The sequence below is a fragment of the Vibrio sp. CCB-PB317 genome (genome assembly GCF_022808245.1).
Lineage (GTDB): Bacteria > Pseudomonadota > Gammaproteobacteria > Enterobacterales > Vibrionaceae > Vibrio > Vibrio diabolicus.
The window spans coordinates 415,961-440,500 of the sequence record NZ_JALGNU010000003.1 but is presented as its reverse complement, the minus strand read 5'-3'; the positions used below and the strand labels follow the sequence as shown (position 1 = coordinate 440,500).

The 24,540-nt window shown below is 44.8% G+C and carries 26 protein-coding genes; 10 read left to right on the top strand and 16 right to left on the bottom strand.

What is annotated here, in order from left to right; translation table 11 throughout:
• Nucleotides 1-111: 111 nt before the first annotated feature.
• Both ykgO and MTR11_RS19195 read right to left on the bottom strand, forming a co-directional pair.
• On the bottom strand, nt 112-237 hold the full coding sequence (gene ykgO / locus MTR11_RS19200; protein WP_005593337.1) for a type B 50S ribosomal protein L36: 126 nt from the start codon (nt 235-237) through the stop codon (nt 112-114).
• A gap of 3 nt (nt 238-240) precedes the next feature.
• A complete protein-coding gene (locus tag MTR11_RS19195; protein WP_012841491.1) occupies nt 241-501 on the bottom strand; it encodes a type B 50S ribosomal protein L31 in 261 nt (86 codons plus the stop codon).
• A gap of 123 nt (nt 502-624) precedes the next feature.
• Between MTR11_RS19195 and tsaA the strand changes: the two genes are divergently transcribed.
• The 5 genes from tsaA (at nt 625) to MTR11_RS19170 (ending at nt 4,501) form a co-directional block, all read left to right on the top strand.
• On the top strand, nt 625-1,320 hold the full coding sequence (tsaA, locus tag MTR11_RS19190) for a tRNA (N6-threonylcarbamoyladenosine(37)-N6)-methyltransferase TrmO (RefSeq protein WP_053809825.1): 696 nt from the start codon (nt 625-627) through the stop codon (nt 1,318-1,320).
• Nucleotides 1,321-1,431: 111 nt separating this feature from the next.
• Nucleotides 1,432-3,147, top strand: a complete 1,716-nt coding sequence (locus MTR11_RS19185; protein WP_006742543.1) for a proline--tRNA ligase — start codon at nt 1,432-1,434, stop codon at nt 3,145-3,147.
• A gap of 176 nt (nt 3,148-3,323) precedes the next feature.
• Nucleotides 3,324-3,992 carry a tellurite resistance TerB family protein gene (locus MTR11_RS19180; RefSeq protein WP_243328217.1) on the top strand — a complete coding sequence of 223 codons (669 nt, stop codon included), beginning with the start codon at nt 3,324-3,326 and terminating at the stop codon, nt 3,990-3,992.
• Nucleotides 3,993-4,103: 111 nt separating this feature from the next.
• Complete coding sequence (locus MTR11_RS19175; RefSeq protein ID WP_005391765.1) at nt 4,104-4,310, top strand: YaeP family protein; 207 nt, start codon at nt 4,104-4,106, stop codon at nt 4,308-4,310.
• A complete protein-coding gene (locus tag MTR11_RS19170; RefSeq protein WP_243328216.1) occupies nt 4,310-4,501 on the top strand; it encodes a DUF4250 domain-containing protein in 192 nt (63 codons plus the stop codon). The genes MTR11_RS19175 and MTR11_RS19170 overlap by 1 nt, the downstream gene beginning before the upstream one ends.
• Nucleotides 4,502-4,606: 105 nt before the next feature.
• On the opposite strand, the gene MTR11_RS19165 is transcribed toward MTR11_RS19170, so the two are convergent.
• Nucleotides 4,607-5,971, bottom strand: coding sequence for a sodium-dependent transporter (locus MTR11_RS19165; protein ID WP_243328215.1), 1,365 nt, complete (start codon nt 5,969-5,971; stop codon nt 4,607-4,609).
• A gap of 377 nt (nt 5,972-6,348) precedes the next feature.
• Here MTR11_RS19165 and MTR11_RS19160 point away from each other — a divergent pair, with 377 nt between their 5' ends.
• Nucleotides 6,349-8,895 (top strand): Ig-like domain-containing protein, encoded by a 2,547-nt coding sequence (locus MTR11_RS19160; RefSeq protein ID WP_243328214.1) that lies wholly within the window; start codon nt 6,349-6,351, stop codon nt 8,893-8,895.
• A 126-nt stretch (nt 8,896-9,021) separates the two neighbouring features.
• On the opposite strand, the gene MTR11_RS19155 is transcribed toward MTR11_RS19160, so the two are convergent.
• Both MTR11_RS19155 and MTR11_RS19150 read right to left on the bottom strand, forming a co-directional pair.
• The gene (locus MTR11_RS19155; RefSeq protein ID WP_005385316.1) at nt 9,022-9,765 is read right to left on the bottom strand and encodes a YggN family protein; all 744 of its coding nucleotides are present in this window, start codon (nt 9,763-9,765) and stop codon (nt 9,022-9,024) included.
• Between the two features lie 61 nt (nt 9,766-9,826).
• The gene (locus MTR11_RS19150) at nt 9,827-10,306 is read right to left on the bottom strand and encodes a GreA/GreB family elongation factor (protein ID WP_225461942.1); all 480 of its coding nucleotides are present in this window, start codon (nt 10,304-10,306) and stop codon (nt 9,827-9,829) included.
• A gap of 76 nt (nt 10,307-10,382) precedes the next feature.
• Here MTR11_RS19150 and MTR11_RS19145 point away from each other — a divergent pair, with 76 nt between their 5' ends.
• Entirely contained in the window at nt 10,383-12,308 is a 1,926-nt protein-coding gene (locus tag MTR11_RS19145) for an ATP-dependent DNA helicase RecQ (RefSeq protein WP_243328430.1), read from the top strand.
• Here the strand turns inward: MTR11_RS19145 and dinB are convergent.
• The 11 genes from dinB to bolA form a co-directional block, all read right to left on the bottom strand.
• Nucleotides 12,305-13,369: a DNA polymerase IV gene (gene dinB / locus MTR11_RS19140; RefSeq protein ID WP_413777601.1), complete on the bottom strand. Its 1,065-nt coding sequence runs from the start codon at nt 13,367-13,369 to the stop codon at nt 12,305-12,307. The two genes, MTR11_RS19145 and dinB, sit on opposite strands and share 4 nt — an antisense overlap.
• A 75-nt stretch (nt 13,370-13,444) precedes the next feature.
• Nucleotides 13,445-13,678: a DUF2789 domain-containing protein gene (locus tag MTR11_RS19135; RefSeq protein ID WP_243328213.1), complete on the bottom strand. Its 234-nt coding sequence runs from the start codon at nt 13,676-13,678 to the stop codon at nt 13,445-13,447.
• A gap of 231 nt (nt 13,679-13,909) precedes the next feature.
• Nucleotides 13,910-14,143: a (Na+)-NQR maturation NqrM gene (gene nqrM, locus MTR11_RS19130; RefSeq protein ID WP_005436655.1), complete on the bottom strand. Its 234-nt coding sequence runs from the start codon at nt 14,141-14,143 to the stop codon at nt 13,910-13,912.
• Nucleotides 14,144-14,165: 22 nt separating this feature from the next.
• Complete coding sequence (locus tag MTR11_RS19125; RefSeq protein ID WP_065645499.1) at nt 14,166-15,170, bottom strand: FAD:protein FMN transferase; 1,005 nt, start codon at nt 15,168-15,170, stop codon at nt 14,166-14,168.
• Nucleotides 15,171-15,325: 155 nt separating this feature from the next.
• Nucleotides 15,326-16,549: an NADH:ubiquinone reductase (Na(+)-transporting) subunit F gene (nqrF, locus tag MTR11_RS19120; RefSeq protein WP_005380271.1), complete on the bottom strand. Its 1,224-nt coding sequence runs from the start codon at nt 16,547-16,549 to the stop codon at nt 15,326-15,328.
• A 33-nt stretch (nt 16,550-16,582) separates the two neighbouring features.
• Nucleotides 16,583-17,179, bottom strand: a complete 597-nt coding sequence (gene nqrE / locus MTR11_RS19115; protein WP_005380270.1) for an NADH:ubiquinone reductase (Na(+)-transporting) subunit E — start codon at nt 17,177-17,179, stop codon at nt 16,583-16,585.
• Between the two features lie 7 nt (nt 17,180-17,186).
• Complete coding sequence (locus MTR11_RS19110) at nt 17,187-17,819, bottom strand: NADH:ubiquinone reductase (Na(+)-transporting) subunit D (RefSeq protein ID WP_005380269.1); 633 nt, start codon at nt 17,817-17,819, stop codon at nt 17,187-17,189.
• Entirely contained in the window at nt 17,819-18,589 is a 771-nt protein-coding gene (locus tag MTR11_RS19105) for a Na(+)-translocating NADH-quinone reductase subunit C (RefSeq protein ID WP_006742550.1), read from the bottom strand. The genes MTR11_RS19110 and MTR11_RS19105 overlap by 1 nt, the downstream gene beginning before the upstream one ends.
• Nucleotides 18,579-19,823, bottom strand: coding sequence for an NADH:ubiquinone reductase (Na(+)-transporting) subunit B (locus tag MTR11_RS19100; RefSeq protein WP_006742551.1), 1,245 nt, complete (start codon nt 19,821-19,823; stop codon nt 18,579-18,581). The genes MTR11_RS19105 and MTR11_RS19100 overlap by 11 nt, the downstream gene beginning before the upstream one ends.
• A gap of 5 nt (nt 19,824-19,828) precedes the next feature.
• The gene (locus tag MTR11_RS19095; protein WP_041853022.1) at nt 19,829-21,169 is read right to left on the bottom strand and encodes a Na(+)-translocating NADH-quinone reductase subunit A; all 1,341 of its coding nucleotides are present in this window, start codon (nt 21,167-21,169) and stop codon (nt 19,829-19,831) included.
• A gap of 473 nt (nt 21,170-21,642) precedes the next feature.
• Nucleotides 21,643-21,951, bottom strand: coding sequence for a transcriptional regulator BolA (bolA, locus tag MTR11_RS19090; protein ID WP_145473557.1), 309 nt, complete (start codon nt 21,949-21,951; stop codon nt 21,643-21,645).
• A gap of 243 nt (nt 21,952-22,194) precedes the next feature.
• On the opposite strand from bolA, the gene MTR11_RS19085 reads away from it, so the two are divergent.
• From MTR11_RS19085 to MTR11_RS19075, 3 genes are read left to right on the top strand one after another with little or no spacing between them, the layout of a single operon-like run.
• On the top strand, nt 22,195-23,349 hold the full coding sequence (locus tag MTR11_RS19085; RefSeq protein WP_243328212.1) for a methyltransferase: 1,155 nt from the start codon (nt 22,195-22,197) through the stop codon (nt 23,347-23,349).
• Nucleotides 23,350-23,381: 32 nt separating this feature from the next.
• Nucleotides 23,382-23,951 (top strand): YajG family lipoprotein, encoded by a 570-nt coding sequence (locus MTR11_RS19080; RefSeq protein WP_012841484.1) that lies wholly within the window; start codon nt 23,382-23,384, stop codon nt 23,949-23,951.
• A complete protein-coding gene (locus tag MTR11_RS19075) occupies nt 23,951-24,496 on the top strand; it encodes a peptidylprolyl isomerase (RefSeq protein WP_176320099.1) in 546 nt (181 codons plus the stop codon). Before MTR11_RS19080 ends, MTR11_RS19075 begins: the two co-directional genes overlap by 1 nt.
• Nucleotides 24,497-24,540: the final 44 nt, after the last annotated feature.

The window sequence follows — 24,540 nt, the reverse complement described above, 5'->3', positions numbered from 1 at the left end:
GAGAGTTTTATAACCAATAATAAACAAAAACGTAGATATTTCATCCATGTAAAACAGTTAAGTCAAAATTATCAATTAAACAAAACCATAAGCCAGAAATATGCAGAACGATTACTTCTGCACTGCTTTAAACCTCGGGTTCGCCTTACAAATGACATATAGACGCCCTCTTCGTTTTACGATCTGGCAATCCGGATGACGACTTTTTGCACTTTTTAATGATTTCAATACCTTCATGATTTATTCCTTTTCGCTCTTAAATTGACCAAAACGACGGTTGAAGTTCGCAATACGACCTTCTGTTTGAACCACTCGCTGTTTACCGGTGTAGTACGGATGGGATGCTGACGACACATCTAACGTAAAGTAAGGGTAGGTTTTGCCATCTTTCCATTCGATGGTTCTCTCTGTTTTCAACGTAGAACCAACAACGAAGTATTCATCTACGCTGGTGTCGTGGAACACCACTGGACGATATTCAGGGTGGATTCCTGGTTTCATAATACTTTTCCTCTTAATTAAAATGTTATGTTATAACGTTATAATTAATAATCATTATCAACAAGAAAAGCAAGAGAAATTTGTGATACTTTTCATCTCAATGAATTCTTAAAGACGTCCACCATGTATTCCATTGAACCCATCGGTGTCATTGAGACACCGTACAAAGAAAAGTTTGCAGTACCGCGCCAGCCTCGCTTAGTTCCAACTGCGAAAGCACGCGTAAAACTGTTAGGTGCAGCGAATAGCCCCGAAGCAGTACGCGGGCTAGAACAGTTCTCTCACGTTTGGCTGTTATTTTTGTTTGATCAGAATTTGGGAGCAGGTTGGAAGCCAACCGTCCGTCCGCCACGACTAGGCGGCAATGAACGAATAGGTGTCTTTGCCTCACGCTCGACTTTCCGCCCAAACGGAATCGGAATGTCAGCCGTTGAAGTAAAAGGAGTCACTAAGCAAGGCGATCAAATCTATCTTGATTTAGGCAGTGTAGATCTCGTAGATGGCACACCGATTGTGGACATTAAGCCCTATATACCCTATTCAGATTCTATTCCAGAAGCACAAGGCGGATACGCAGACCAAGAACCAGAAAAGTCACAAGTCAACTTTTCTGCTCAAGCATTAGCAACGATAGAAAATCGATCCGATACTGACTATGTAAGATCAGTCATTGAACAAGTTCTGGCCCAAGATCCTCGTCCTGCATACAAGAAAAACAAGCCGGACGATAAAGAATATGCGGTAAATTTGTTCGACTTGAACGTAAAGTTCACAGCAACAAGCAACTTAATAACGGTTACCGCTATTGAAAGCTTTTGACAAACGCAATTGGCTGATATTATAGACGGCTAACAAATTTCCCTTTAGGGAACTCCCATACTCCTGCTTATTCAAGCTTGAGTATCTAACTTAAATAAACGGATAAATTTAATGCGTACCAGTAATTATCTTCTTTCTACTCTGAAGGAGACTCCAAACGACGCAGAAGTAGTGAGCCACCAGCTCATGCTACGTGCAGGTATGATCCGTAAGCTGGCTTCAGGTTTATACACCTGGCTACCTACTGGTCTACGTGTACTGCGTAAAGTCGAAAACATCGTTCGTCAAGAAATCGACAATGCAGGCGCAGTCGAAACTTTGATGCCCGTTGTTCAGCCGTTTGAACTATGGGAAGAGACAGGCCGCAGCGAAAAGATGGGCCCTGAGCTACTTCGCTTTACTGACCGTCATGTTCGTCCGTTTGTACTTAGCCCAACCGCTGAAGAAGTGATCACTAGCCTTGTTCGCAATGAAGTGAGCTCTTACAAACAGCTTCCACTAAACCTGTACCAAATCCAAACTAAATTCCGTGACGAACGACGCCCACGTTTTGGCGTAATGCGTTCACGTGAATTCTCAATGATGGATGCGTACAGCTTTGACATTGATAAAGACGGACTACAAAAGTCATACGACGCAATGCACGATGCTTACTGCAAAGCATTCGATCGCATGGGTCTGGATTACCGTCCTGTACTAGCAGATAGCGGTGCTATCGGTGGTAGCGGCTCTCAAGAGTTCCACGTACTGGCTGAAAGTGGCGAAGACATCATCGCATTCTCTACCGAGTCAGATTACGCGGCAAACATCGAAAAAGCAGAAGCACTAGCTCCAGCCTCTGAAGCAGCGGCACCAACGCAAGAAATGACGTTGGTAGATACGCCAAACGCAAAAACAATCGCTGAATTGGTTGAACAGTTCGAGCTGCCAATTGAAAAAACAGTGAAAACTTTGTTTGTGAAAGCGTCTGACGAAGTTGATGCACCAATCATCGCGCTTATCATTCGTGGCGATCATGAACTGAACGAAGTGAAAGCAGAGAACCTTCCTCAAGTTGCAGCTCCACTGGAAATGGCATCTGAAGAAGAAATTCGTGAGCTTATCGGTGCTGGTCCTGGTTCTCTAGGCCCTGTTGGTCTTAAACTGCCGTTCATCGTTGACCGCAGCGTAGCGGTAATGAGTGATTTCGGTGCGGGTGCGAACATCGATGGCAAACACTACTTCGGCATTAACTGGGGTCGTGACGCAGAGCTTGGTCAAGTTGAAGACCTACGCAACGTGGTTGAAGGCGATCCAAGCCCATGTGGTAAAGGCATTATCCAGCTTAAGCGTGGTATCGAAGTTGGCCATATCTTCCAACTTGGCAACGCTTACTCCGCAGCGATGAACTGTGGTGTACTTGGTCCTGATGGTAAGAACGTCATCCTAGAAATGGGCTGTTACGGCATCGGTATCACTCGCGTCGTAGCGGCTGCTATTGAGCAAAACCATGACAAATACGGCATCATCTGGCCAGATGCAATCGCACCATTCCAGGTTGCGATCGTTCCAATGAACATGCACAAGTCAGAAGAAGTAAAAGAAGCCGCTGAGAAGTTGTACGCTGAGCTAACGGCAATGGGCATCGAAGTACTATTTGATGATCGTAAAGAACGCCCAGGCGTAATGTTCTCTGACATGGAGCTTATTGGTGTACCGCATACAATTATTATCGGTGACCGCTCAATGAAAGAAGGCAACTTCGAATACAAGAACCGTGCTACTGGTGAGAAAACGCCAGTCGCAATGACTGATATTATCGAGCACGTAAAGGCTCAACTAAAGTAAGCGCTCGACGGTTCTCATTTGAAGTAATTTCAAAATAATTAGAAAGGGTTGACTTCGGTCAGCCCTTTTTTATTACTGGGCAACCTTACTACTTCCCTTTAGAACTATTCACTTTGTTAATCTTTGGTTCAGCTTCTTGCTATTAAACTGATTTCATCATCTAAAGGAGGTCAGCTATGGATTTAAAAAGTCTTCTAAACCAAGCACTCAAATCAGACTTACTCAAGCAAGGGGCTGATGCGTTAGGTAAACAAACTAACAACATCAAATCCTCATCAAACTCAAGTAGCCTGAAAACGCTAGGAGCAGGTGCCGTTGGCGGAGGCCTTATCGGCATGCTGATGGGCTCGAAGAAAAGTAAAAAAATGACTAAGAAAATAGGCTCGGGCGCATTAAAAGTCGGTGGCGCTGCTGCGCTTGGAGCATTAGCCTACAAAGTTTATAACGACTGGCAAGCCAAACAGTCCGGTCAAGGTGTTCATGAGACCTTTGACCCCGATGACAGCAAACACAGTGTACTAATTTTAAAAGCAATGATTGGAGCCGCAAAAGCCGATGGCCATGTCGATGAAGAGGAAATGGCCCGCATCGAGCAAGCCCTCGTGGATATGGGCGCAGATGAGCACGTACGTCAGCTCGTTCAGCAAGAACTAAACAAACCGCTTGATCCTGCTGAAATTGCAAATCAGGCGACCTCTCCCCAACAAGCGTCAGAAATTTATCTCGCATCTTTGATTGTTGCTAATGAGCAAAACTTCATGGAAAAAACGTATTTGCAAGAACTGGCAAAACAGCTTCAGCTTTCACCAGAAGTCACTCAGCAGTTAGAAGTACAAATGCAGTGATTAAATCTCGCTCAAGCAACTCCTCAACTTGAGCCAAAACAACTCTGCACTTTGAGTTTCAAATCTGCTGTGTGTATATTGAGATAAGTTATCATTTAGTGGAAAGAAAACATGCAAGTATACGGCTGTTGTGAACTGGTTCGTGAGCTTTATGCTCAAATTGGTAGTGGCGATCAAGCTTACATTCCCCAAGCAATTTCATGTGCTGTTAAAGCGCTGAACGATGTTGCGGCGGATGAGTCTCTGCCTAAAGAAGTGCGTGAAAAAGCGGCATTTGCTGCGGCAAACCTACTGATTTCAGATTTTGAGGACAAGTAATGAATCTAGCGAACTTTGAATCCATGGATCCTGTCATGCTCATGAGCATTGTAAATATGAAGCTACGCGACGACTTCGGTGGTGACTTAGATAAACTGGTAGCTTTCTTCGATATCGATCGCGCGGCACTAGAAGCAAAACTGGCTTCTGCTGGTTTTGACTTTCTTCCAGAAGCAGGACAATTCCGTTAACCCGCAGCAATCACCGCGGGTAACTGAAACGGGGAATAATCAACATGAAAAAGGGCTTGATGATCACTCATCAAGCCCTTTTCTTTTGTCCAATAGACGTTTCGGTTAGCCGAATGAAGCCCAGATGACCGTAGCCACAAGAATTGGACATACAAACTTCACATACGCAGGCCATAACTTACCAAACCAACCTTGCGTAAACTCCGGGCAACCTTGCTCAAGCTCTTTGATTTTTGAGTTGCGATTCCATACCCAACCACCAAATAAGCAGAATAAGAGCGCAGCGGTTGGTTGTAGATACTGAGTAGCAACCGTCGCGACCATACCAAATAGAGCACCAAAGTTATAAACAATCACCACACTGAACAAGGCAATGATACCACCTAAAACCCAGCTCGTTGCGCTACGCTTGGTGTTGAAACGCTCACTCACTAACGCCACTGGACACTCTAACATTGAAATGGAAGACGTTAGCGCCGCAATCGTCAGCAATAAAAAGAACACAATAGAGAACAATTGACCAAGCAAACCTAAGCTATCAAACATCAATGGCAATACGGTAAATACCAACGTATCAGAGCTTAATAGAGAGCCATCTTCAGCATAGATTTGAACGCCTTTTTGCATCGCAACAAACATCGCTGGCATCACCACTAACCCTGCAATGAAAGCAACAGCAGTATCTACCATGGTCACGTTCATCGCCATCTTTGGTAGGTTCTCTTTCTTACTCAAGTAAGAGCCATAAATCAGCATTGAACAGCCACCGATCGTAAGCGAGAAGAAGCCCTGCCCCATTGCAGCAAGAATCAACTTGCGGTCCCATACCTTTTCGAAATCCGGTACCAAGTAATGCTTTAGCCCTTCCATCGCACCGTTTTGCGTCATGATGTAAGCAAACAGCAGGGCAAACAGAACAAACAATGCTGGCATCAAGCGTGTTGACCACTTCTCAATACCTTGTTTTACTCCACCTTGTACGATAAGAATTGTTAGCACATAAAAAGTAATAGTTCCGAACAAGTTACGTTCAACGCTAAAGCCCTTTAGCCATTGAGTTGCAGCTTCTAACCCTATTAGATCTGTGATTGCACCCAGTAAAAAGCAGATCAACCAACCACCGACAATAGAGTAAAACGCTAAAACAGCGCTTGGTACGCTTAAACCAATCCAGCCCACAATACCGCCGAGCTTTTTACCTACCGGATGATTGGTAAGCGAACGCATACTATCCACCGGGTTGGCTTGACCATGACGACCAATCGCCATTTCAACCACCAGCATCGGAAATGCGACGATAAGAATCATCACCAAATAAACCAACAGGAAAGCTCCGCCGCCATTACTGGCAGCTTGGGTTGGAAAGCCCCAAATATTGCCAAGGCCAACTGCGGCACCTGCGGCTGCTAAGATGAATCCGAGACGAGAGCCAAAATGCTCACGAGGCTGAGAAGAGGTTTGCTGTGTCATACTACTCACACAAAATATCATTGAACTAGCTAACTAGTACACTATAGCAATATTCACTATTCAACAAGAGCGCTCCGGTTAAATACTCGACAGTTGAAACAATTCACAGTCATTCAGCTTGTAAATTTTAACGTACATCTCATATTCATCGCTCAAAAGCCTCGCGACTGTTGCTCGTTTCACGTGGCTGAATTTTACGAATCCTTCTGCCGTGAAGTGAGCCGAAAAATAATGAGCTCTGGTGTAAGGGACGAACTGTTCCTCGTGATACTGTGTCGAAAAGCAGAATATTGTGCTTCGCTTTTTCCCCCTAATGTCTATTTATCAGCTAGTTATTACTCTGTTCTCATTTATATCTATGACTCAAGGAGAGGAAAATGAAGGTCACTCTACTTCACGGAGCGATGGTTGCAGCACTCAGCGTCAGCTACCAAGCTCAAGCCTATAACTGCCAAAGCTTACCCGACTGGGACAGCACTGCGACTTATACATCGGGCACTTTAGTAAAAACGCAAGGAGCTGCTTACGAGGCCGCGTATTGGACGCAAGGCAATGACCCTGTTACCAATTCAGGGGCTTGGGAGGCATGGAAAGCGTTAGGGCAATGTGATGGTGGAAGCAACAATCTAGAGCCAACAGTGTCATTCTCCTCTCCAACAAACAACGCACAAATTCCCGAAGGCAGTGCGATCACCTTGCTAGCCAACGCAGCCGACGAAGATGGCCAAATCGCACAAGTTGAGTTTGTTGCAGGCAACCAAACGGTTGCTGTGGTAACTCAAGCACCATTCGAAGCATCTTGGACCGCTATTGAAGGTGTCTCGCAATTGACCGCGATTGCGACCGATAATGAGGGAGCCGTTACCACCACGACGATTTCTATCCAAGTTCAACCACAAGTCGAGTTGCCACCACCTAGCATTTCACTGACAAGCCCATCGGGAACGGAAGCGCTTAACGTGGGTGGGAACCTCACGGTGGCCGCTCAAGCTGATGATATTGATGGTGTGGTCACACAAGTTGAGTTCTTCGTGAACAATCAATCCGTCGCGATTGATACCAGCGTACCTTACGAATATCAATGGACCGCGAGTGCTGGTACACATTCGTTTAAAGCACAAGCGACTGATGACACAAACCTCGCAACCATGAGCCAAGAAGTAACGCTTGTTGTTAGTAATTCAGAAACAGGGACGGGCGGATGTGCAGATGCAGTGCCTTACGCGGCGGGCACGAGTTATCAAGTTGGCGACCTAGTTTCTCACCTCAACCAAAAATATCGTTGTGACGTTGCGGGTTGGTGTTCCTCGGATGCGACATGGGCTTACGAGCCAGGTGAAGGGCTATACTGGCAAGATGCTTGGAGTGGCCTAGGTGCTTGTTCGACGCCACCGCAAGTTACCATTACGGCACCAACGGATGGACAAGTCGTGCTCGCTGGCAGCAATAACGAAATCACGGCTAACGCAAGCGATGCTGATGGCACAGTCACGCAAGTTGAGTTTTTTGCGAACAACACCAGCTTAGGAGTCACCACTCAAGCACCATATTCCGTTACTTGGAACGCCACACTTATTGGCGCTAACCAGCTTAAAGCCGTCGCAACCGATAATGATAACAACACGTCAGAGTCCTTGGTTGGTGTGGAAGTCAGCGATAAAGATTTGGTCGTCTCACTGACTTCACCAAGTAGCGGTCAAACCGTCGGCTTAGGCAAAAACCTCGCATTAAGTGCCGATGCAACGTCTTTAACCTCAGGCATTAAACACGTTGATTTCATGATCAACGGCTCTATTGTTGCAACCGATACCACGGCACCTTACACAGCTAACTGGACACCAACTGCACTTGGTAACTTTACAGTTAACGCCCAAGCTGTGGATTTGTCAGGAGGCAATGCATTGTCTGACGCCGCAGCAATAACGGTGGTTGAGCAAGCAGAGAAACGTCATAAACTCATCGGTTACTGGCACAATTTTGTAAATGGGGCTGGCTGTCCAATTCGTCTAGCGGATATGGCTGATGCGTGGGATGTGATTGATATTGCCTTTGCCGAAAATGACCGCAACAGTGATGGTACCGTGCACTTTAATCTATATTCAGGCGATATTTACAGCGATTGTCCAGCACTCGATCCTACACAATTCAAGCAGGACATGGCAGCACTTCAGGCTAAAGGTAAGAAGTTTGTTCTCTCTCTTGGCGGCGCAGAAGGCACGATTACGCTGAATACCGATCAAGACGAAGCCAACTTTGTCTCTAGCCTAACAGGTCTTATCGCTGAGTGGGGCTTTGATGGTCTTGATGTGGATTTAGAGAGTGGATCTAACTTGGTTCATGGCTCGCAAATTCAAGCTCGCCTTGGTCGTGCTTTGCTTCAAATAGAGCAAAACATGGGTGGCGATATGTACCTAACCATGGCACCTGAGCATCCTTATGTTCAAGGCGGCTATGTGGCTTACAGCGGTATTTGGGGAGCTTACATTCCTGTGATTAACGAGACACGCAGCACGCTCGACCTACTTCACGTCCAGCTATATAACAACGGTGGTTTACCAAACCCATATCTGCCAGGCAGTGCACCAGAAGGCTCTGTGGATATGATGGTAGCGCAATCTAAAATGCTTATCGAAGGCTTTGAATTGGCCGACGGCACTCAGTTTGCACCACTACGTGATGATCAAGTCGCAATCGGCTTACCTTCAGGTCCTAGCTCGGCAAATTCAGGTCAGGCTCCGACACAGAATATTATCAGCGCACTAGATTGTTTAACCAAAGGCACTTCATGTGGCACCGTTAAACCAGCGTTCAATTACCCGAATTATGCAGGGGTAATGACGTGGTCTATCAACTGGGATCAGCATGATGGTTTTAATTTCTCAAAACCTGTCGGCGATAAACTCACTCAGATGAACGCGCAGTAAGTTGTTAATGAGCAAACGAATAACATCGTCTTGCTTTCATTACTTGTTCAAGTATGTAAAAACGAAAAGAGAGCACAATTGTGCTCTCTTTCTTTATACCATTGAGTTCTACTTTTTGAAGGGTAATTAAATCGTAAATACTCGGTAATCTTTTAGCTCAGGGATTTTCTTCAACAGATCGTCTTCTTGCCCTGCCATGTCATCCAGCGAATCGCACAAGTCTTCTGCTTGTTGTTCTACCTCTTTCGAATGCTCAGCTAAACGCTCTTCTACTTTCGCGCTGAGCTCAGCCATACTCTCTGATAATGCAGTGAGGTTTATCCCTCCCTCTTCCTTCATTTTTTTCGATAAAGCATCCAACGAACTGGCTAAAAACTCTTTATTGAAGATCTCTTGTGCTTTTGCAAAGTCTTCAGTCCACCCTTGTGTCATGGACTCAAAACTTTCCGCTGGTAGAATGAAATCGCCATCTTTGTAGTAACGTGATTCAACATCAGCGAAAAAGTCCTGTACTGCGACTTTGACGTTATCAAACGCGCCAGGTGCGTCTAGGCTTTCCGCAACATCATCGATGATGTCATTTGCAAGCGCTAAACCATCACTCGCCAATTGCTTTGCTTGTGGAATATACGCGTTCATTTTTTCGCGATAATCTTCAATCGCCGCTTTTTGGTCGGCATTGAGTTCAATTAGCTCACCTTTGATGAAAAGGTTGTTATCTTCATCCACAACCGCTTTGTCACCCGTCGTTTGGCGAATCTCCAAGCTTTGTCCATCCATACGAACTTCATTATTAATGTCTACACGACACTGCGCTGCATAACCAGTAGCACTGACCATCAGCAATGAGAGTGTAAAAAGCTTTTTCATGTCATTCTCTTTTATTTAACATTACTCGTGTTAAACATAACACTGAGTGATACATGAGATGTCAGCAAATCGTCACGACTTCATAACAAGTTGTTTTATCTCCTATTTTTACATCAATCTCATCGCCTTCTTCTTTCCCGAATAACGCTCGACCAAGAGGAGATTTTGCTGTTAAGACAAAGACTTCCTGAGCCTGATATTTAACAGTCAGACCACCAGAACAAGGGCCTACAAAGAAGTGTTTTTCAAGCAAATTCTCATCTGCGAGAACGACGTAAGCACCTACACCAACAGGTGCTCCTTTAAAGTCGCGAGTCACTAGAGCGCGATATTGACGCAGCTCGTCTTCACTCTCTTGGATTCGCATAGCTTGTCCATGAGCAAGATACGCGGCTTCAAGTGCTAACGTATCGTACTTATGCTCGGGAACAGTTTCTTCATCTGTCGCGGCATCAATGGCTAGCTGAGCCGATGCATGGGCCACTTGAAGTTTTTCTTCCAGATGTTGGATGATAATTTGGACTAAGTCAGCTTTGTTCATACTTTTAGGACGCGCGTTTGGCACTCAGGGTGTGTTAATGTACCTAAGTTTACCATCAAAGAAAGGTTTCCCTATTATGCAAAGTGACTCGCTGCATCAAACACTTCAATCCGTATTTGGTTTTGACTCATTACGCCAAGGTCAACAACCCGTTATTGAAGCGGTTATGAATGGTTACTCTGCTGCGGCCATCTTTCCTACAGGTTCGGGTAAGTCTCTCTGTTACCAATTGCCAGCAACCGTATTGCCCAATCTTACGTTGGTGATCTCGCCGTTGTTGGCGCTAATGAAAGATCAGCTGAACTTTTTGCAAAGTAAAGGGATCCCGGCCGCTTCTATCGATAGCAGTCAAAGCAGAGAAGAGTCACAACGCGTCATGGCAGGGGTAAAAAATGGACAGATCAAAATATTGATGATTTCTGTTGAGCGCCTAAAAAACGAGCGTTTTCGTGAGTTCATTCGCCAAGTACCGATCTCTTTGATGGTGGTTGATGAAGCGCACTGTATTTCCGAATGGGGACATAACTTCCGCCCTGATTATCTCAAGCTACCGCAATATCAACGTGAACTGAACATTCCACAATCTTTGCTTCTCACTGCAACAGCAACGCCCGCAGTTATTGAAGACATGAAACAAAAGTTCGATATTGCCAGTGAACATATTACCGTTACAGGCTTCTACCGCCCCAATCTGGATATCTCGGTGATCCCATGCGAGGAAGCAACGAAACAAGAAGTGCTAAGTGAGCTCATCGCCTCTTCTCCTAAGCTTCCGACTATCGTATACGTGACACAACAGCAGACAGCAGAGCAAGTAGCAAAATCACTAATCCATATTGGCATTAATGCTCACGCGTACCATGCAGGTATGAAAAGCGACATCCGTGAACAAATCCAACAGCAGTTTATGGATAGCCAAATTGACTGTATTGTTGCCACGATTGCATTTGGTATGGGGGTCGATAAATCTGATATCCGCCGCGTCATTCACTTCGACTTACCCAAATCGATCGAGAACTACGCACAAGAGATTGGACGTGCAGGCAGGGACGGGCAACGTTCTGAGTGCATTCTGCTGGGCAATACGTCCGGCTTAACGGTGTTGGAAAACTTTGTCTATGGTGACACACCTGAACTAACCTCGATTAACTATGTAGTCGAGCAAGCGAAAGAACATGCTCCACAATGGGAGGTAGTGCCACTGCGTTTATCGCGTGAAAGTAATATCCGCCAATTGCCACTCAAAACCTTGTTGGTTTATTTGGAGCTACATAAACTCATTGAAGCAAAATACAGTTACTTTGCGGAATATCGCTTTAAGTTTTTGCACGATCAGCAATTTATTGTGAATCAATTTCAAGGCGAGCGACGTCAATTCGTGGAGGCTATTTTCTCCTGCTCGCAAAAAGCCAAAGTGTGGTGCCAAGTTGACCTAGAAGCGTTATGGATGAACTATCAATCGGAACGCAGCCGAGTTGTCGCAGCCCTCGACTATTTTCACCAGAATGGTTGGATAGAGCTAGAGAGCAAACAACTGACCGACGTGTACTCTGTTTTGCCAACCACACAGAGTTCTGATGTTTTAATCCAACAACTGTATGAACTGTTCCAATCCAAAGAAAGCAAAGATATCGAAAGAATTCACACCATGCTGCGCTTGTTCCAGTCAGAGCACTGTTTGAGCTCACAATTGGCGAACTACTTTGCTGATCACAATGCACCAGAGCAATGTGGTCACTGCTCCGTGTGTCGTGGTCAAGTCGCTTCGTTCCCAACACCACAAGGTAAGGATATTGAGCCACCTCAAGTAGCAATGTGGGTGCAGGAATTTATTCAGCTCTCCCCTTCAGCTATCAGCAATGATGCTGTCGCCCGCTTCTTGTGTGGCATTAGTACCCCTTTAATTAGCCAGCTAAAAGCTTCAAAACTGTCAGGTTATGGTGCGATGGCCAACACAAGCTTTGAGCAAGTATTAGATCAGGTAGAAGCAGTAAGAGCCTAGAAAAAGCTCAATTGACGCGCTTGGTTCTCGGGCTTGAGCATCACGTTCAAGCCTAAAAGGCGTATTTCCCGTCCGTTTTGGCGCTTAAGAATATCTCTTAACAAGATCTTGAAGTCCTCAAGCTCTAATTGCGGATGGATATGCTCAATTGTTGTCAGTTGAAAGTCGGCAAATTTAACTTTAATACCTTGTTTAATAATCGATTTATCTGGGCTTGCACGCTCTAAGCGTTTCTCGAGTTCAGGATAAAGTTTATCCTCGATCACTTGCCAACATTCATCATAGCTCGAGATATTCTGGCTGAATGTTCGTTCCACACCGACGGATTTTCTCTCTCGCTCAACGACGACCTCTCGATTATCAATTCCATGGCTACGCTGCCATAAAGATGCTCCCTGACGACCAAACTGTCTCAGCAATTCACGATAGTCGCTGTTTTTAATATCCTCACATCGATAAAAGCCCGCTTGATGTAGCTTCTCAAGACTCACCTTCCCAACGCCAGGAATGTTTTCCAGCGGAAGTGTATCGATAACTTCCTGAACCTTATCTGGCGGGATAACAAACTGACCGTTGGGTTTATTCATATCAGAGGCGACTTTGGCAAGAAACTTAATCGGTGCAATGCCCGCCGATGCCGTCAGTCCAAGCTCATTCCAAATGTCGCGTCGAATAGACTCTGCGATCAACGTTGCGGAGCCACGACAAGCTGTCGAGTCCGTGACATCGAGGTATGCTTCATCTAATGATATAGGTTCAATGATAGGCGTATAACGCTCAAAAATAGCACGAATCTGCTGAGAGACTTGTTTGTACACGTGCATTCGACCGGGAACGACTAGTAAATGGGGGCAGAGTTGTAATGCACGCGCCGTTGACATTGCACTACGAACGCCATATTTGCGCGCCTCATAATTACAGGTGCTAATCACGCCACGCTGTTTTTCATGACCGCCAACGGCGAGTGCAATGCCACGGTAACTAGGATTATCTCTCATCTCAACGGCAGCATAAAAACAATCCATATCGACGTGAATGATTTTTCTGATTCGGTCTGACATAGCCATTAAATACTGTTCAAAAACACAGTATAAATTAAATCTGCCTTGATAGAAATGAGAGTTTGTAAACGTGCTTTAATCTCGTAACATCACATCAAGCTGATCGACCAACTCTGCCCAGTCTGCGTCTTCTTCAATGGCTTGTTTGAGAAATGTGGCCTGCGAACTTGTCCAAAAGCTGGCTTCATGCAGAGGGGCTGAAGCTCTTTTGTGCCGATGTTCGTTAATAAAGTCCTTTATATCTTGAGGAGAGCTGCCGAGGCCTAGTTGTTGAAACAATTCAGCCATACCGTGTTGATGCATTTCCATATTTCCTCCTAAGTTAACGCGCTTTAGTTTGAGTATATAACCAAATAACAGTTAAGTACGGTGATTAAAGGGAAATGACTTGGCTGTGAAGTCTGCACCGACTTAAGCTTCCGGTCATCCTAGATTAAACGTAGCAAGCAAAGTATAAACTCTCAGAGAAGTAGAGCGAGAAATATAAAAAAACCCAGCTTTGGCTGGGTTATTTTGTATTACTATTTGGATGATCGATACTTAAGCAATTCGATCTTTTTCCCATGCAGCCAATTTCTCAGCTCGCGCCGCTTCACGTGCTTCACGTTTCTTACGCGCGTCACATGGTTCTGGACAGTTACATACTTTCTCAATACCTACTGCACCAAGACCGCCACAGCTACCCTTCACTACTTTCTTCTGGAAGATGTAGCCAACAGCCATCGCTGCGATTACCGCAACAAAAACTGCAAACGTAATTAGAAATGTACTCATAAGAACATGCTCACTTCTGTTGTTATTTCTTCATGAACGGCTTGTATGCTTCCGAAGCCAGCTCTTTAAAACCATTTTCCGTCTTCACAATCATGAAAACAGGAATATTATTTTCGTTCGCAATTGCCATGCCTTTGTCTTCACCTAGCACCATAAGACCAGTTGCAAGACCATCAGCAGTCATCGACGATTTATCTAATACCGTTACAGACACCACTTTATGATGAATAGGTTTGCCTGTTCTTGGATTAATAATATGAGAGTATCTCACACCATTACTCTCAAAGTAATTACGATAGTCACCACTTGTTGCAATTGCCATGTCCCCTGGCTCAATAATTTCTTGAATTGAGCGCTCATCAATAGTCGGCTTTTCAATCGCAATGCGCCAAGGCACGCCTTCACGATTCACGCCTTTGAGGCGCATTTCACCGCCCACTTCTACCATGAAGTTATGAACCCCTTCAGATTGAAGGTAGTCAGCAACCACGTCAACCCCCCAACCTTTAGCAATAGTTGATAAATCGACATACAAGTTAGGAATATCTTTGGACAATTTATTGCCATCAATAGATAGATGATGAATGCCAGTATTGGCTTTGCGTGCCGCTAGCTCTTCATCTGTAGGAACGACATCAGGGCGAGCTTCTGGGCCAAAGCCCCACAGGTTAACTAAAGGACCGACTGTCACATCCAATGCGCCTAAAGTAAGGCCGTTGAGACGAATCGCCTCTTTGACTACAGTTGCTGTTTGTGTCGATACAGTAAATGGCTCACTCGTTTGATGCTGGTTAAAGCGACTTAATTCTGAATCATCACGGTAGGTCGACATTTGGTCATTAACCTCTTCCAATAAGCGATCAATTTCCGTCTGCATCGCTTTTGGCGTTGGAATACCATCTTGCTCGATATATTTGATGTTATAAGAAGTCCCCATGGTAGGGCCACTTAGATGAATTTGATCTGCTGGCTGCTCACAGCCAGCCAAAATCAATAGAGAAGCGAATGCAACAAGCCACGTTTTCACTTGTTAACTCCCAATGTTGTTGAATTGATATGGGGAATGGGACCGATTACTTAAATCCAATTACCTATATCAACTGTTGAATATTATTTTTACTTCTACAAAAAATAATGGCTAGCTCTTAGAGAGCTAGCCATAGATTCAATCACTTGGAGGGATTAACCACCGAAGTCATCTAGTAGGATGTTTTCATCCTCTACACCTAGATCTTTTAGCATGCCGATAACAGCAGCGTTCATCATAGGTGGACCACACATGTAGTATTCACAGTCTTCTGGCGCTTCGTGATCACGTAGATAGTTCTCGTAAAGAACGTTGTGAATAAAGCCAGTGTAACCATCCCAGTTATCTTCTGGAAGTGGATCAGACAGTGCACAGTGCCATACGAAGTTGTCATTCTCAGCTTGTAGCATATCGAAGTCTTCTACGTAGAACATTTCACGCTTAGAACGTGCGCCGTACCAGAAAGACATCTTACGCTTAGAGTGTAGACGCTTAAGTTGGTCGAAGATGTGTGAGCGCATCGGAGCCATACCAGCACCACCACCAACGAATACCATTTCTGCATCTGTATCTTTCGCAAAGAACTCACCAAATGGACCAGAAATAGTACACTTGTCGCCTTCTTTTAGAGACCAGATGTACGAAGACATGATACCTGGTGGTACGTCTGGGTTGTTCGGCGGCGGAGTCGCGATACGAACGTTAAGCATGATGATACCGTGCTCTTCTGGGTAGTTAGCCATTGAGTATGCACGGATGGTCTCTTCGTTAACTTTAGACTCGTAACGGAAAAGGTTGAACTTCTCCCAGTCTTCACGGTATTCCTCAGGAATATCGTAGTCTGCGTATTTCACGTGGTGAGCAGGTGCTTCAATCTGGATGTAACCACCAGCACGGAAAGGTACTGATTCGCCATCTGGAATTTGTAGCTTAAGCTCTTTGATGAATGTCGCTTTGTTATCGTTAGAGATAACGGTACATTCCCACTTCTTAACGCCGAAGATTTCTTCAGGAAGCTCGATGTCCATGTCAGTTTTCATAGCAACCTGACACGCTAGACGCTCACCTTCACGTGCTTCACCTTTAGTAATATGGTCAAGCTCGGTTGGTAGGATGTCGCCACCACCTGATTTAACTTTTACGCGACACTGACCACATGAGCCACCGCCACCACAAGCAGAAGATACGAATACGCCAGCACCGGCTAGAGCACTCAGTAGCTTACCACCTGGTTGTGTAACGATCGCCAGAGAAGGGTCATCGTTCACAGAAATTGTAATGTCACCTGTTGGTACAAGCTTAGACTTAGCGAAAAGAATCACTAGTACTAGTGCAAGTACGATCAGAGTAAACATCACTACACCAAGAATAATGTCCATTGACTATTCCTTAATTGTTGCGGTTTACCCGACTTACAGTTGAACACCAGAGAAAGACATAAAGCCTAACGCCATAAGACCTACAGTGATAAATGTGATACCAAGACCACGTAGACCTGGAGGTACGTCAGAGTACTTCATCTTCTCACGGATACCTGCAAGAGCAACGATTGCCAGCATCCAGCCCACACCAGAGCCGAAACCGTAAACGATAGATTCAGCAAAGTTGTAGTCACGTTGTACCATGAAAGATACACCACCGAAGATTGCACAGTTTACTGTGATCAGCGGTAGGAAGATGCCTAGCGCGTTGTACAAAGGTGGGAAGAAACGGTCTAGAACCATCTCTAGAATCTGTACAAGTGCTGCAATTACACCGATAAAGGTGATGAAGTTTAGGAAGCTAAGGTCCACGCCCTCAACTAACGCGTTCTCTCTCAGAACTAGGTTGTATACTAGGTTGTTCACAGGAACAGCGATAGTCAGTACTACCACAACTGCAACACCTAGGCCGAAAGAGGTCTTAACCTTCTTAGATACGGCAAGGAAAGTACACATACCTAGGAAGAAAGACAGAGCCATGTTTTCGATGAAAATCGATTTAACTAACAGACTAATGTAATGTTCCATGACGTCCTTACTCCTTCGCTTCTACTTGTTCTGGTTTCAGAATACGGATTACCCAGATAAGGAAGCCGATTAGGAAGAATGCTGATGGTGCTAGTAGCATTAGGCCGTTAGGCTGGTACCAACCACCGTTGCTCACTAGAGGTAGAACTTCTAGGCCAAATAGTTTGCCTGAGCCAAATAGCTCACGGAAGAAACCTACAGTGATAAGAACGAAACCGTAACCTAGACCGTTACCAATACCGTCAATAAGAGATGGTACTGGCGCAGACTTCATTGCGAATGCTTCAGCACGACCCATTACGATACAGTTAGTGATAATCAGACCAACGAATACAGATAGCTGTTTAGAGATATCGTATAGGTAAGCTTTTAGCACCTGGTCTACCACGATTACTAGCGATGCGATAATTGCCATCTGAACGATGATACGCACACTGTTAGGAATGTGGTTACGGATCAATGAAACAGAGAAGTTAGACAGCGCAGTTACAAATGTTACCGCTAGCGTCATTACAAAAGCTGTTTCTAGTTTAGTTGTTACTGCAAGAGCAGAACATACACCAAGAACTTGTAGCGCGATTGGGTTGTTATCCAATACTGGCGCTAGAATGCTCTTTTTAACGTTTTGTGCACTAGACATTAGTTAAGTTCTCCGTCACGAACTTTTGCTAGGAAAGGACCAAAGCCCTTGTCACCTAACCAGAAGTCAAATGTGTGTTGAACACCATTACTAGTGAGCGTTGCTCCTGATAGACCATCAACACCGTGCTCAGAACCTTGCGGTGCGCCGCCTTTCACGACCTTAATCGCTGGCTGATGATCTTCATTGTACAATTTCTTGCCAATGAATTGATCGCGCCATGAAGGGTTCTCTACTTCACCACCAAGTCCAGGAGTTTCACCTTGCTCGTAGTAAGTAATAGCAGACACAGTGTTACCATCAGTTTCAACGGCTACAAAGGCATACATCATCGACCATAGTCCTTTACCGTGCATAGGCAAGATAACTTTTTGGACTTCATCTTGGTCTTTTACTAAGTACACCACTGCTGTATTCGCACGACGACGGATATCAGCGACGTCTTCTTCTGGTGTCAATGCGATTGAACGTTCTGCATCTTTTGATGCTTCACGCTGATCGTACGTAGATGCATTACCCTCAGTAAAGTTACCTGTTTCAAGGTCTACCAGACGAGGTTCGATGTACTCAGCAAATAGCTCTGGTACTTTCTTACCGTTCGCGTCAATGCCTGCAACTTCAACGATCTTTGATTGCTTATCTAGGACAGCGTTAGCTTTTTGCTTATCACGCAGACCTACTGCTGCTGTTGATACGATGATTGAACAAACAAGGCTCAACCCGATAACAACACCCAGCGTCTTTTTAATGCTGTCGTTATTACTTGCCATAGCGTGCTAGTCTCCGCTTGATGTTCTTCTCAATCACTACATGGTCGAACAGAGGTGCGAATAGGTTCGCGAATAGAATCGCCAGCATCATACCTTCTGGGTACGCCGGGTTAACTACACGGATCATCACACACATTGCACCAATCAGGATGCCGTACCACCATTTACCTTTGTTAGTAAATGACGCTGATACTGGGTCCGTTGCCATGAAGAACATACCGAATGCAAAACCACCTAGAACTAGGTGCCAGTGCCATGGCATGTTGAACATTGGGTTAGTGTCAGAACCGATCACGTTAAACAGAGTCGATACTGCAATCATACCGATCATTACGCCCGCAATGATGCGCCATGAAGCGATTCGCATGTAAACGATCATCGCTGCACCGATCATTAGAGCTAGAGTCGATACTTCACCAATAGAGCCTGGGATGTTACCGATGAAAGCGTCCATCCAAGTGATAGGAGAACCAGTTACTGTGTTAACTAGAGCACCGTTACCACCTTGAGCCCATTGGCTAAGAGCAGTTGCACCAGAGAAGCCGTCAGCTGCAGTCCATACTACGTCACCCGAGATTTGCGCTGGGTAAGCGAAGAATAGGAATGCACGACCTGCAAGTGCAGGGTTAAGGAAGTTACGACCTGTACCACCGAAGATCTCCTTCGCAACAACAACACCAAATGTGATACCTAGTGCCGCTTGCCATAGAGGTAGCGTTGGTGGAACGATAAGTGCGAACAAGATAGAAGTAACAAAGAAGCCTTCGTTTACTTCGTGCTTACGCACCATACAGAAAAGCACTTCCCAGAAACCACCAACAAGGAATACTGTTGCGTAGATAGGTAGGAAGTAGGTCGCACCTAGTAGCATCTTACTGCCAACCCCTGCATCAGCGGCAATCGTTCCGCCCAGCATTTCAGTTAGCCAGTAGTGCCAGTTACCAGAGATAACTGTCGCTAGTTGATCACCAGCGTACATGTGGTTAAGCGCTGCAATAGCTTGGCCACCTGCGTTGTACATACCCCAGAACATTGCTGGGAATACCGCAAACCAAACCATGATCATGATACGTTTTAGGTCAACGCTATCACGAACGTGCGAGCTTTTATTTGTTACGATACCTGGAGTGTAAAAAACTGTTGCTACAGCTTCGTACAGGGCAAACCATTTTTCGTGTTTACCACCAGGCTCAAAATGATGCTCGATGTCTTCAAGAAACTTTTTAAGAGCCATGAAAATTACCCTTCCTTCTCGATAGTATCTAGGCATTCACGAAGTAACGTACCGTACTCGTACTTACCTGGACATACAAAGGTACACAATGCTAGATCTTCTTCATCCAGTTCAAGCGCACCCAGTGCTTGAGCACTGTCTGTATCACCTGCACATAGATCACGAAGCAGCAGAGTAGGCTCCATATCTAGAGGCATTACGCGTTCGTAGTTGCCAATTGGAACCATTGAACGATCACTACCATTGGTCGTCGTTGTCATATTGAACAACTGACCTTTGAATACGTGACCAAGGAAAGAGCGAGTTACCGAGAACTTATTCTTACCAGGCATTGCCCAGCCAAATAGTTCTTTCTCACGGCCTTCACGTAATACAGAAACCTGTTGATGGTAACGGCCAAGGTATGCGTGTGGACCAGTTGCATGTGTACCTGTCAGTACAGAACCAGAAATCACACGAACTTCGCCAGGCATCAGCTCGTTATCTGTTAGGTCATCCAAGCTTGCACCGATTACGGTACGAACTAGACGAGGGTTATTCACAACTGGACCAGCTAGAGACACAACACGATCTGTGTATAGCTCACCAGTTAGGAACAGCTTACCGAACGCGATAACGTCTTGGTAGTTGATGCTCCATGCCACATTTTCTGCATTCACTGGGTATAGGAAATGCATGTGGGTGCCAGCAAGACCTGCTGGGTGAGGGCCATCGAAGACGTGTTCTTCTACGTTAGACTGTGAAGAGCGTGGCAAACTAGTGCCAGATTTACATACGTAAACCTTGCCTTCTGTCAGGGCTGAAAGAATGTCTAGACCAGCAATGAATGCTTCTTGTTGCTCATTAATGATCAACTCAGGCTTAGCTGCTAGTGGATTAGTATCCATTGCAGTTACGAAAATAGCCTTAGTAGAAGACTCGATTGCAGGAACCTTGCTAAACGGACGAGTACGTAAAGCGGTCCATAGGCCAGAGTCAACCAACTGAGTCTTGATCACTTCACGATCTAGACCTGAAAGTTGAGCGGCTTCGAACTTATCAAATGTCACCTGCTCTTCACCTGCCACTTCAATCACTACAGATTGAAGGACACGTTTAGCGCCACGGTTAACTTCGATCACTTTACCGGCTGCTGGTGCAGTAAATTTCACGCCAGGGTTCTTTTTATCTTCAAAAAGAACTTGCGCTTTTTTCACTTCATCACCAACGCGGACATGCATGGTAGGACGCATGCCAACGTACTCTTCGCCAAGCAAGGCGACTTTTTTGATGGTCTTACCATCATTAATCACCTGGGATGGAGTTCCTGCGATAGGAAGATCCAAGCCCTTCTTTATTGTAATCATACGCACTTGCACTACTTTTATCGGGAAAAAGATTCTTTTGATTGCGTAACTTTTAGACACGACATCAGTGTCCGGTTTTGATGTTGTTTTAAACATCAAAATCGCAACATCCTATTAAAAATCTCGTCACAAGGAATACGCGAGATTTATCAGGTGCCGTAGTCTAGCATTTTTTAGGAACTTGATGCCATGACCAATCATTAGAATAGAGGGGTTATTTCGGTAGAATCAGGTCTAAAAGGTCAAAGAATAGTCATAACTTTGACCGATCGCACAAATGCCATATTCCATACATATCTTATGGAAAAGTCATATTCATCGCCTGAAATATCCTGCAATTTCCATTCATTTGTTGAAACACTGTTAACACATTTTTTAACCAGAATTTGTGCCACATCAATGCCCCTAAAGAATGTAAAACGAAAAAAGATGGCCTTAGCCACCTTTTCTCTGCACCTTTATATTTTGCGTCTTTAGTGACCGCCACCCATACACATAGGGCTATCAGGAGCGCCATCTTGTTCACGCTTCCACTCTTCATCAGTGTATGTATGAATAGCTAGTGCATGAATGTGGTTATCTAGCTCATCTGCCAAAATTTGATGAACTTGGCGATGGCGTCCAATCAAACGCTGTCCCGCGAACGAATCACTCACAACAATCACTTTGAAGTGACTCTCCGAGCTTGGTGGCACATTATGCATGTAGCTCTCATTAATCACTTTGAGATAGCTTGGTTGCAGCTCACTGTGTAGTTTCTTCTCTATGATTTCTTGGATCATATTCGTTCCTCATTGATGCGAATTCCATAAGTATATACCTAAGTAAAGCAGACGTGTATCACTCAAACATCACTCTCATTATTGATGCATTTTACGTTCAACTGATTTCAAAGCGCTTGACGCTATGAACATGCCTAGAGAGCGACCACCACTGAACACGTAAAATTTGACAGCTTTTTGTATCTCGACACGTCATCATTTGCGACAATAACACTTAATTTCTAAATCAACTTACATTTAGCTATGAAAACCGAACTGAATCTTCACGAGCGAAGCTTAACACTTCATCGTTTCCCAAAACGCAGCAATGAAACTCTACAAGCGTGGGATGCCGGTGATGAGTATCTTATTAATCATGTTGAAGAACTTGCTTTGCCAGACAATCAAAACATCCTCGTGATTAATGACAGCTTTGGTGCCCTCTCCTGCTGGTTTTCAGAAAAGCACCATGTAACGCTAATGAGTGATTCATTCATTTCTCATAAAGGTGTGCAGCAGAACCTTGAGCAAAACCAGTGCAATAAGGTAGCGTTTGCAACCACGATGGACCCCGTACCTTCCAATACTGAACTCGTATTGCTGCAACTGCCAAAAAGTAACCGTCACCTCGTTTGGATACTCAGTCAGTTAAGAAAAGCACTGCCTGCATCCTGCCCCGTCATTGCAGTTAATAAAGCGAAAGACATTCATACTTCAACGCTAAAACTGTTTGAAAAATATTTGGGTGAGACAAAAACATCTCTGGCCTGGAAAAAGCACCGATTGGTATTTGCTCAAGCAACGGTTGACCCAACAATTGAAGTAAGCCCTTTCACGACTTGGCGCGTTGATGGCGAAGATATCGAACTCAAGAACATGCCAAATGTCTATTCAGGAGAAAGCTTAGATTTAGGTGCGCGTTTTATGCTGCAGCACCTACCTCAAGACCCATTGATAGATAATGTTATCGATCTCGGTTGCGGTAATGGTGTTCTGTCTGTGAAGTTTGGTCAGCTGAATCCGAATGCTCGATTAACATGTGTTGATGAAAGCTTTATGGCGCTTGAGTCCGCGAAGCAGAACCTGCTAGATAACCTTGGTGAAGATAGAGACATACAGTGTGTTGCAAACAATTGTTTGGACGGTTTTAAACACAACAGCTGCTCTATGATTATGTGTAACCCACCCTTTCACCAACAGCAGGCAATCACCGATCATATTGCTTGGCAAATGTTCTGTGATGCAAAGCAAGTATTAAGTGAAGGTGGTAAGTTACTGGTGATTGGAAATCGTCATCTTGGTTACGACGCAAAACTAAAACGGCTGTTTGGCGATAAGAATGTGAAACTTATCGCTTCCAACAATAAGTTTGTGATTTTACAGGCCACAAAAAATCCTGCTAAATTAAGCGCAAAATAAGCTTTAGCAAAATAGTTAAAAGGAATAATAAAATGAGAAAATTGGTACTTGCGGCTTCGGTTGCGTTGCTTGCTGCGTGTTCAGCGCCTCAACAGCCTCAGCTGAATTTGATGCCAGAAAGCACACTGAGCACCAATCCAATTGTTCAAGGCAAGACTTACAGTTTGACCAGCAAAGATGTACGTGCAGCGCAGTACGTGGCGTTGGTGGATAACGGCCGTTCGAACATTCTTCCTCTTCATGCTAAACAGAATTTACGTATTGCGTTAGAAGAAGCATTAGAGAAGCAGTTTTCATCTCAAGGCTTCCATGCCGATCTAAACAGCAACAATGCAATTGAATTAAACGTTCAAGAAGCATTAGTTAACGTAAAACATTCGGTGATGGAAAATGAGATGGATGCGAAAGTCGTGCTTGAAATCACCGCAGAAACACCAGAAGGTAAACTGGTCAAAACTTACACAGGCACTGCGAAGCGTTCTGGCACATTGAGTGCGTCTGATGCCGACATTGAGCAAACACTGAATGATGTAGTGACATTAACACTTAAAGAAATTGCCAATGATCCTGAGCTTCGTCAATACATGCAGGAGCGTTTCTAATGTTACGCAAGGCAATTCTTTCTCTCGCGCTACTCAGCTGCAGCGTTTGGGCTGGACCAAAAGTGGCGTTTGAAACAACGTTAGGTTCATTTACTGTCGAACTGAATGAAGAGAAAGCGCCGATTACGGTAGCGAACTTCCTAAAATATGTAGAAGACGGTAGCTATGAAGGCACTATTTTTCACCGCGTTATTCCAGGCTTTATGGCGCAAGGTGGTGGCTTTAACCAAGATATGCAAATGGTGAAGACTTACGCTCCAATCAAAAACGAGGGTAATAACGGTTTAAATAACGACCGTGCGACGATTGCAATGGCGCGCACCAACGCGCCTGACTCTGCTACTCGTCAGTTTTTTATCAATTTAGTCGACAATGATTTTCTAAACTACGGCGCTCGTCCACCGGGTTATGCGGTATTTGGCGAGGTCACGGAAGGATTCGACATTATCCAAAAAATGGCAAAACAGCCAACTAAGACGACTCGCGGTATGCGTGATGTTCCCGAGACTCAAATCGTCATCACTAAAGCAACACTACTTAAATAGCCAAAACGATAAGCCCTTTTGAATAATCGAAGGGCTTTCTCTTT